The following is an 8,495-nucleotide window of genomic DNA, read 5'->3' on the forward strand; positions in this document are numbered from 1 at the left end:
TCAGGGTACGGCGTACTCCGTCCGCCATGCGCCGCGCGCTCGCTCGTCGGCTGCCCGGGCGAGCGCGACGGTGTCGCTCCGGGATGCCCCGGCTGCGCGTTCGACCGCGCGGCACCAGGAGTCGACCGATCCGTCCGCGAGGAAACGGTCGTCCGGGTAGAGATCGGCCATGCTCGAGTCGGCAGGTCCCACCGCCGGCGTCCCGAGCTCGAGCGACCGGATCGCCACCCCGGACTGGAAGAAGCGCCGGTACGGCACGAGCACCGCGTCCGCCGTCACGATGAGGTCGTCGAGTTCGGCCTCGCCGACGAACGCGTCACGGACCGACCAGCCCGCGACGGGCGGCCAGCCACGACCGACGACCTCGAGCAGGTGGGTGTCACCGAGCCGTGCGGCCAGCGCGACGAGCAGGGCGACGTCGCGGTCCGGCTTGTACTGCCCGAGCACCCGGACGACCGGACGGGCGCTCGCCGGCGGGCGTCGCGACGACTCCGACCGCGGCGCGACGGGGTGCGGCAGCAGGACGGGCTCGTCACCAGGGCAGTGCTCCCGCAGGGCATCCGCGGCCTGCTCGCTGTGCACGATCATCCGCACCGAACCGCCCAGGAACCGGCCGAGCCACCGCGCACCGGCGCCGTAGCCACGAGCGTGGACCAACGGCCGAGGGTCGTGCACGACCAGGGCGGCGTCGACCTTGGCACCGAGCACGAGTCGGAGCAGCACCCGGTCGAGGTGGCCGAGGACGGGCCAGGTCACGACGACACGCCCCCCGAGTCGTCGAGCCCGCACCAGCGCCCGGAGCGTCCGGCCGAGCCATGCCAGCCCGGAGCCGCCCGCGACACTGGGCTCGTCGACCGCGAGCAGCCGCACGTCGTCGCTGCCGAAGCTCGCCACGAGTGCTGCGGCGTAGTGCCGGAGCGCTCCGCCGAGGGTGTTGACCACCACGATCCGCCCGCCGTTCACGCGTGGAGCCACTCGTCCGCGGCCATCCGGCCGTCCCGACCGGGCAGTGCCGCACGGACGGCCTCGCGCTGCAGTGGGGTGTCGACTGCCCGCTCGATCGACCGTGCCAGTCGTCCGACGAGGTCGCCGCCGGCGACCGTGACGACCTGGTGCCCGTGCTCGGCGAGCCACGGTGCGAGTCCGGTCTGGTCGGTGGCGACGACGGTGAGTCCGGCCGCGAGGGCGTCCTTCACCGGCAGGCCGACCTGCTCCCGCCAGCGGCCGTCGGGGATCGACGGCGCGACGAGGACCGCCGAACGCGCGACCGCGGCACCGGCCTCGGCGTGCGGCAGGGGACCGAGGACACGACGTCGGTCCGGTGCCCCCGCGGCCCAGCGCCGGACACGGTCGAGTTCCGGCCCGGGACCGACGATCGTGAGCACGGCGCCCGGACGCGTGCGTTCGACGACCTCCCACGCGGACATCAGGGGTGCGATGCCCTTCCGTGCCTCGAGGACGCCGACGAACACGCACGAACCCGGAACGGCGTCGCGGGTCGGCCCGGGAGCCGGCGCCGGGAGCTCGAGACCCACCGTCTGCTCGATCGCCCCGACGAAGGGCAACTGCGCGTACGCGTTCCGAGCGGCCGGCGTGGCGAAGTGGATGCGGTCGAGGGTCAGCCGTGCGACCACGCCGACGAGGAGCCCGACCGCGGTCACGAGCAGCGCCGGGACACGGCCGCGGCCACCGACGAGGGTGCGGAGGTCGTTGTTCTCCATCGCGTACGTCACGACGCGGTGTCGGCGCCCGCGGACGACGCCGGCGAGGGCGAAGCCGGCCGCGAGGACCGCGTGCTTCGGCCAGAACCGCATCCAGAGGGGCTCGGGGACCTCGAGCGTGGTCGCCGTGGTGTGCAGGAACCGCGCAAGCGCCCTGCCGACCGTGGTCCGTCGGATGCCCTCCGCGAGCGGGGTGCCCGCGAGGTCGTAGTTCACGTCGAGGTAGAGCAGTTCGGCCGGTGTCCCGGTGCGGTGTCGCTCCACGTGCACCGCCCGCAGCTCCGGGACGATGCGTAGGCTCGTCGGAGGGGTCACGCGGCCGGCACCGCCTCGGGTCGATCGGCGACGACGCCGCGGACCTGCTCGTCCAGGGCTCGCTCGTACGCGTCGCAGACTCCGCGCCACGTGTAGTGCTGGAGTGCTCGGTCGCGCACGACCCGGCTCAGGCGGTTCTGTTCCGTCGGGTCGGACAGCAGCGTCAGGACGGCGTCGGCGATCGCGTCCGGACGGGGCTCGACGAAGGCAGCCGCGGTGTCCGCGAGCACCTCGCGGTTGTAGACCGTGTCGCGCGCGATCGTCGGGGCGCCGAGGTGCATGGCCTGCACGAGCGCGGGGTTCGTCCCACCCACGCTGTGTCCGTGGAAGTACGCACCGGCGTGCTGCCAGAGCGCGAAGAGGCGGTCGTCGTCGGCGACGTGGCCGAGCCAGTGCACGTCGGGGCGGGTGTCGGCGAGCAGCCGTGCGTGCTGGTCGAGCTCGCCGCCGTAGCCGGTGGAGCCGACGATGACGACCGGGAAGCGCCGGGCGATGCGCTCGGCCGCCGCGAGGAACTCCGGAACGGTGTTCTCGGGCACGAACCGTGCGACGACGAGCGCGAACGGGCGGCCGGCGAGGTGCGCGTCCTCCGGGTGGAGCGGCAGGGCCGAGGCCGTCGTCCCGCCGTAGGGGATCACCACCCCGTCCTTGTCGAACACCCGCTGCCAGTATTCGCCGATCGCCCGCGCGTCGAAGACGAGCCGGTCGGCGCTCCACGCGGTCATCCGGGCACCGGTCTTGAACACCGCCTTCGCGATCCGACCCCACTTCGCGCGCTCCCACTCGATGCCGTCGACGTTGACGACCGTCGGGATGCCGGCGAGCTTGAGCAGGGGCAGCCAGTACCCGTTCGCGCAGTTCATGACGAGGGCGACGTCCGGGCGGCGGCGGACCGTGTCGAGCACGGCGGTCAGACCGTAGGTGAGCGTCGAGAGCGACCGCGACTCGAGACCACGGGTGACGCGTCGGGTGATCCGCGTGTCGAGCGTGGGGTCGTCCGGGCGCTCCTGCCCGGGGCGTCCGTAGACGGTGACGTCCCAGCCGACGTCCGCCAGCGCCGGGGCGACCTGCCGGACGGCGGTCTCGAAGCCGCCGTAGTAGGACGGGTACCCCCGGGTACCGATGATCGCGACGCGCTTCGACACGCTGGCTCCCTTGTTCGAATGACAACTGCAATGATATTTTACACAGCAGTATCACCAGAGGGAAGGGGCTACCGTCGAGCGGCGTCCCGAGCCCGCGTCGGGAGCCGGTAGACCGAGGTCGTCGCGGTCAGGAACAGCTCGGTGCCGTCGTCCCCGCCGAAGCAGAGGTTCGAGACGACCTCCGGTACCGCGATCTCCCCGAGTCGCGCACCCGCCCGGTCGAACACGACGACGCCGCGGTGCGACGAGGACCAGACGTTGCCGTGCTCGTCCACACGGATGCCGTCGGGGACGCCCTCCCCCGCACCGAGCCGTGCGAAGTCACGCCCGTTCTTCACGCGGACCCCGACGTCGTCGATGTCCACGTCGTACGCGCGGATCACCGGCAGGTCGCCCGAGGAACTCGCGACGTAGAGCACCCGCTCGTCCGGGGCGAACGCGAGCCCGTTCGGCTCGTCGACGTCGGTCACCACCGGCCGGAGGTCCCCGCCGTCCGGGCCGCAGCGGAACAGCCAGTGGTCGCCGTACTCACGGACGCCGGGGTGGCCTTCGCGGGGCTGGGTGATCCCGTACGCGGGGTCGGTGAACCAGACCGCACCGTCGGAGGCGACCACGACGTCGTTCGGCGAGTTGAGCCGACCACCGGCCCAGCCGTCCACGATCACGGACACCGCCCCGTCCCGGTCGCGCTCGACCCGCCGCAGTCCGTGCGAGCACTGCACGACGGAGCCGTCGCGGTCGAGCGTCCGACCGTTCGTGAACTCGACGTGCTCGGCGTACGTGTCGACGGCTCCGGTGTCGGCGTGCCACTGCAGGATCCGGTCGCCGGGGATGTCCGACCACCGGAGTGTCCTCGAGGCGGGCACCCAGCAGGGGCCCTCGGCCCAGGTGCTCCCGGTCGCGATCCGCTCGACGGCGGCCGGGTCGGGGACGAGGTCGGTGAACTCCATGACGCTCCTTCGCGTTGGTCTGCGGCCAGCCTGGCACCGGTCGCGGGTCAGGTCCGGTCGACGATCTCCTGCATCGTGGCCCGGGCTGCGGCCGGGTCGCCGTCGGCGACGGCGCGCGCGAGCGCGCCGTGCAGTCGGACGTCGTGCTCGTCGGGCCCGATCCCGGCCCGCTCGTCGAGGGCCCGCTCGACGACGCCGTGGAGCCGGCGGAAGAGCGTGTTCCCGGACCGGTCCAGGACGGCGCGGTGCAGCGCACGATCGGCCTGGAGGAACGCGGTGGCGTCCGCGGCACCCGCCGCGGTGGCGAGGTGGTCGGCGGACGCGAGCAGTGCCTCCAGGCCGGCGGCGTCACCGTCCGCCGCGGCCGCCGCCGCTGCGGCAGCCGGTTCCACCGCGCGCCGCAGCGCGCGCAGTTCGTCGAGGACCGCGCGCCGGTCCGGGCCGGAGAGCCGCCAACCGATCACCCGGGGGTCGAGCACGTCCCACTCCGAGGGCGCGAGTGCCAGCACGCCGACACGGCGCCGGGCCCGGAGGAGTCCGAGACCGACGAGCACCCGGACGGCCTCGCGGACGATGCTGCGGCTCGCACCGGTCCGGGCGACGAGGTCGTCGATGCTCACCGCGGCGGTGCCGAACCCGCCGTGGACGACGGCCGTGCCGAGCTCGTCGAGGACCCGGTCGTAGATCACCGCTGGGCGACCGGGCTGACGACGAGCTCGTCGACGCGCACGTGCGACGGGGCCTCGAGCACGAAGGACACCGCTCGGGCGACGTCCTCCGGCTGCAGCATGACGGCCCGTGCCGCAGCGTCGGGCACCACCGGTCGACGGTCGAGGAAGTCGGTGGCGACGTCCCCGGGACAGAGGTGGGTCGCACGGACGCCGTGCTCGGCCTCCTGCTGGTTGAGCGTGCGGACGACGGAGGCGAGCGCGGTCTTCGACGCCGAGTACGCGACGCCGGCGCCGGGCTGGAAGGACCACCCGGCGTACGAGGAGACGACGACCACGGTGCCGCCGACCGCGCGGAGCGACGGGAGCGCCACGTCGACGACGGCGACCACGCCGGTCAGGTTCGTGTCGACGATCGCCCGGAAGTCGGCCATCGTCTGGTCGTCCCACCGGCGCTCGGGGGCGTTGAGACCGGCGGCGAGGACGAGCCCGTCGAGCCGACCGTGCCGGCCGAGCAGCACGTCCCGAGCGGTCGCGACGGCGGTGACGTCGGCGGTGTCGAGCGGCAGGACGTCGGCGCTGCCGCCGGCTGCACGCACGGTCTGGGCGACGGCGTCGAGTCGGTCGGTCCGGCGACCGCTCAGCACGACGGTCCAGCCGTCCCGCGCGGCCTGTTCCGCCACGGCGGCACCCATGCCGCTCCCGCCGCCGGTGATCCAGAGCACGCGCGCATCGGTCATGGGTGAATAGTATGCCTATTGCAGACCGACGACGGGAGCGACGATGCACCTCGACCTGACCGACCGCGTGGTGGTCGTGACCGGAGCCGCGCGCGGGATCGGCGCGGTGATCGCCGAGCGGTTCGTCGCCGAGGGGTGTCGTGTGGCCGCGCTCGACCTCGGGTTCCCGGACGTGGCCGACCACGGGCACGCCCTGCCCGACCGGATCGTGTGCGACGTCACCGACCCGGCGTCGGTCCGGGCCGCGGTCGCCACCGTCGTCGAGCGCCACGGCACGGTCGACGTGCTCGTGAACAACGCGGGCATCAACGTCGAAGGGACCGTCGCCGACCTCGGGTGGGAGGGCTGGCGTCGGTGCATGGACGTCAACGCGGGCGGCACCTTCCTCGTGAGCCAGGCCGTCGCGCCCGTGATGCAGGCGGCGGGTCGGGGGCGGATCATCAACGCCGCGTCCTTCGCCGCGATCGTGCCGAGCGTCGGGAGCGCGGCGTACGCGGCGTCGAAGGCCGCCGTCGTGCAGTTCACGCGGGTGCTCGCGTCCGAGCTCGGGCCGTGGGACATCACCGTGAACGCCTACGCACCGGGCATGGTGCCGACCGCGATGAACGGCTTCGCGGACATGCCGCCGGACCGGCAGGACCGCCTGCTCGACACGCTCTCGCTGCGCCGGTGGGAGACCGCGGACGACGTGGCCGACCTGCTCGTGTTCCTGGCGAGCGACGCGGCCGGGTACATCACGGGGACGCTCGTCGACGTCTCCGGAGGGAAGCTCGCGACGCAGATCCCCGCGCGGGCGCACGGACGCTGACCGGTCGACTCGGCCGGCGCGCGAGCAGACTGGACGGGACGGCCCGGCCGGCTGCTCCTGACACTGTCCGGGCACACAGGTTCTGCCCATCGGGGCCACCCTAAGCTGGGAGCATCCAGTGAGCCGGACTGCAGCCCGACCCCGAGGAGGTGCCCCATGGTCACCGTCCTCGCCGCGTTCGCGGTCCTCGCCCTCGTCGTCCCGGCGCTGACGCCCTGGCTCGGGCGCCGGGTCTTCCTCATCGCCGCGCTCGCACCCGCTGCGGCTGCGGTGCTCACGGTCGCGCAGACCCCGGCGGCCCTCGGTCCTGGCATCCGCGAGCGCTCGACCTGGGTCCCGCAGCTCGACCTCGCGATCGGCCTGCGCGTCGACGCCCTCTCGTGGGTGCTCGCGCTCGTCGTCACCGTCGTGGGCACGCTCGTGCTCGTCTACTGTGCGGCGTACTTCGAGGAGCGCGAGGTCGGGCTCGGCCGGTTCGCCGGCGTCCTCACCGCCTTCGCCGGCTCGATGTACGGACTCGTCATCGCCGACGACGTCATCGTCCTCTTCGTGCTGTGGGAGGCCACGACGGTCTTCTCCTACCTCCTCATCGGACACGACGCGGTGAAGCGCGCCAGCCGCGCCGCCGCCATGCAGGCACTCGTCGTGACGACCGCCGGCGGGCTCGCGATGCTCGCCGGGCTCGTGCTGCTGTCCGTCCGGGCCGGCACCACGTCGCTGAGCGCCATCGTCGACGCCGCACCGACCCTGGTGTCCGCGGGCGGCGCGCTCGTCCCGGTTTCGGTCGTGCTCGTCCTGCTCGGTGCCCTGACGAAGTCCGCGATCGTCCCCTTCCACTTCTGGCTCCCGGCGGCGATGGCCGCGCCGACCCCGGTCAGCGCCTACCTCCACGCCGCGGCGATGGTGAAGGCCGGCATCTACCTCGTCGCCCGCCTCGCCCCGGGCTTCGCGCTCGTCGACGGCTGGCGCGGGACGGTCACGGCGCTCGGGGTGTGCGGCATGCTCATCGGCGGCTACCGGGCGCTCCGGCAGACCGACCTCAAGCTGCTGCTCGCGTACGGCACGGTGGCCCAGCTCGGGTTCCTGGTGCTCGCGGTCGGGTGGGGCGAGCCGGCCGTCGCGCTCGGGGGGATCGCCCTGCTCGTCGCCCACGCGACGTTCAAGTCGACGCTGTTCCTCGTCGTCGGCGCGATCGACCACGCAGCCGGGACCCGCGACCTCGGGCGGCTCAGCGGCCTCGGACGGCGGATGCCCTGGCTCGTGGTCGTGACCGTCCTGGCGCTCGCCTCGATGGCCGGACTGCCGCCGACGATCGGCTTCGTCGCGAAGGAGGCCGTGCTCACCGGGTTCGTCGAGTCCCTCCACGCCGGTCCCGACACCGGGTGGGCGTGGGTCGCGCTCGTCGGCGTCACCATCGGGTCCCTGCTCACCGTGGCGTACTCGCTGCGGTTCCTGTGGGGTGCGTTCGCCCGGAAGCCCGGCGTCGCGGACACCGAGCCCCACGCGCTGCACGGCCTCGGGGCGGTGCCGTCGGTGCTCGGCGTCCTCGGCGTGGTGCTCGGTCTCGCCACCCCGCTCGTGGCGAAGGGCGTCGAACCGGCCGCGAACGCCGCGTCGATCGGCTTCGCCCCGGTGCCCCACCTCGCGCTGTGGCACGGGCTCGAGCCGGCGCTCGGGCTGTCCGCGGTCACGCTCCTCGGGGGCACCGCCCTGTTCCTCCTGCGGCGTCCGGTCGAGGCACTGCAGCACCGGTTGGCGGGGGCACCGAGCGCGGCCGGCACCTACCGCCGGGTCATGCGCGGACTCGACCGCGGTGCGACCGGCCTGACCGCGGCGCTCCAGCGGGGCTCGCTCCCCTACTACCTCACCGTGATCCTGTCGGTCTTCGTGGCGGGGGCGCTCGTGAACCTGGTCGTCGGCGGACCCTGGGCGTTCTCGGTGCGGTTCGCAGACTCGTGGGGTCAGGTCCCGGTCGTGGTGGTGATGAGCATCGGCGCGATCGCCGTCACGAGCGCGAAGACCCGGTTCGCCGCCGCCGTGCTCGTCGGGGTCACCGGGTACGGGATGTCCGTGCTCTTCGTCCTGCACGGGGCGGTCGACCTCGCGCTCACCCAGCTCGTGGTCGAGACGGTGACGCTCATCGCGTTC

8 protein-coding genes are annotated in these 8,495 nt (G+C 73.6%); 2 read left to right on the top strand and 6 right to left on the bottom strand.

Going from position 1 to position 8,495, the window contains the following annotated elements:
* The 6 genes from I59_RS04745 to I59_RS04770 all read right to left on the bottom strand — a co-directional run bounded on the left by I59_RS04745 (window position 1) and on the right by I59_RS04770 (window position 5,539).
* Complete coding sequence (locus I59_RS04745; RefSeq protein ID WP_022902886.1) at window positions 1-963, bottom strand: hypothetical protein; 963 nt, start codon at window positions 961-963, stop codon at window positions 1-3.
* A complete protein-coding gene (locus I59_RS04750) occupies window positions 960-2,036 on the bottom strand; it encodes a glycosyltransferase (protein ID WP_022902887.1) in 1,077 nt (358 codons plus the stop codon). The genes I59_RS04745 and I59_RS04750 overlap by 4 nt, the downstream gene beginning before the upstream one ends.
* The gene (locus I59_RS04755; RefSeq protein ID WP_022902888.1) at window positions 2,033-3,181 is read right to left on the bottom strand and encodes a glycosyltransferase; all 1,149 of its coding nucleotides are present in this window, start codon (window positions 3,179-3,181) and stop codon (window positions 2,033-2,035) included. Before I59_RS04755 ends, I59_RS04750 begins: the two co-directional genes overlap by 4 nt.
* A gap of 68 nt (window positions 3,182-3,249) precedes the next feature.
* Window positions 3,250-4,131 (bottom strand): SMP-30/gluconolactonase/LRE family protein, encoded by an 882-nt coding sequence (locus tag I59_RS04760; RefSeq protein WP_022902889.1) that lies wholly within the window; start codon window positions 4,129-4,131, stop codon window positions 3,250-3,252.
* A gap of 47 nt (window positions 4,132-4,178) precedes the next feature.
* A complete protein-coding gene (locus tag I59_RS04765; RefSeq protein ID WP_031272907.1) occupies window positions 4,179-4,820 on the bottom strand; it encodes a FadR/GntR family transcriptional regulator in 642 nt (213 codons plus the stop codon).
* Window positions 4,817-5,539 carry an SDR family oxidoreductase gene (locus I59_RS04770; protein ID WP_022902891.1) on the bottom strand — a complete coding sequence of 241 codons (723 nt, stop codon included), beginning with the start codon at window positions 5,537-5,539 and terminating at the stop codon, window positions 4,817-4,819. The genes I59_RS04765 and I59_RS04770 overlap by 4 nt, the downstream gene beginning before the upstream one ends.
* Window positions 5,540-5,582: 43 nt before the next feature.
* Between I59_RS04770 and I59_RS04775 the strand changes: the two genes are divergently transcribed.
* Both I59_RS04775 and I59_RS04780 read left to right on the top strand, forming a co-directional pair.
* On the top strand, window positions 5,583-6,347 hold the full coding sequence (locus I59_RS04775; RefSeq protein WP_022902892.1) for an SDR family NAD(P)-dependent oxidoreductase: 765 nt from the start codon (window positions 5,583-5,585) through the stop codon (window positions 6,345-6,347).
* A 156-nt stretch (window positions 6,348-6,503) separates the two neighbouring features.
* A partial coding sequence (locus tag I59_RS04780) for a proton-conducting transporter membrane subunit (protein WP_022902893.1) occupies window positions 6,504-8,495 on the top strand: 1,992 nt, incomplete at its 3' end.

This window comes from Curtobacterium sp. B8 (genome assembly GCF_000333315.1).
GTDB classification, from domain to species: domain Bacteria; phylum Actinomycetota; class Actinomycetes; order Actinomycetales; family Microbacteriaceae; genus Curtobacterium; species Curtobacterium luteum.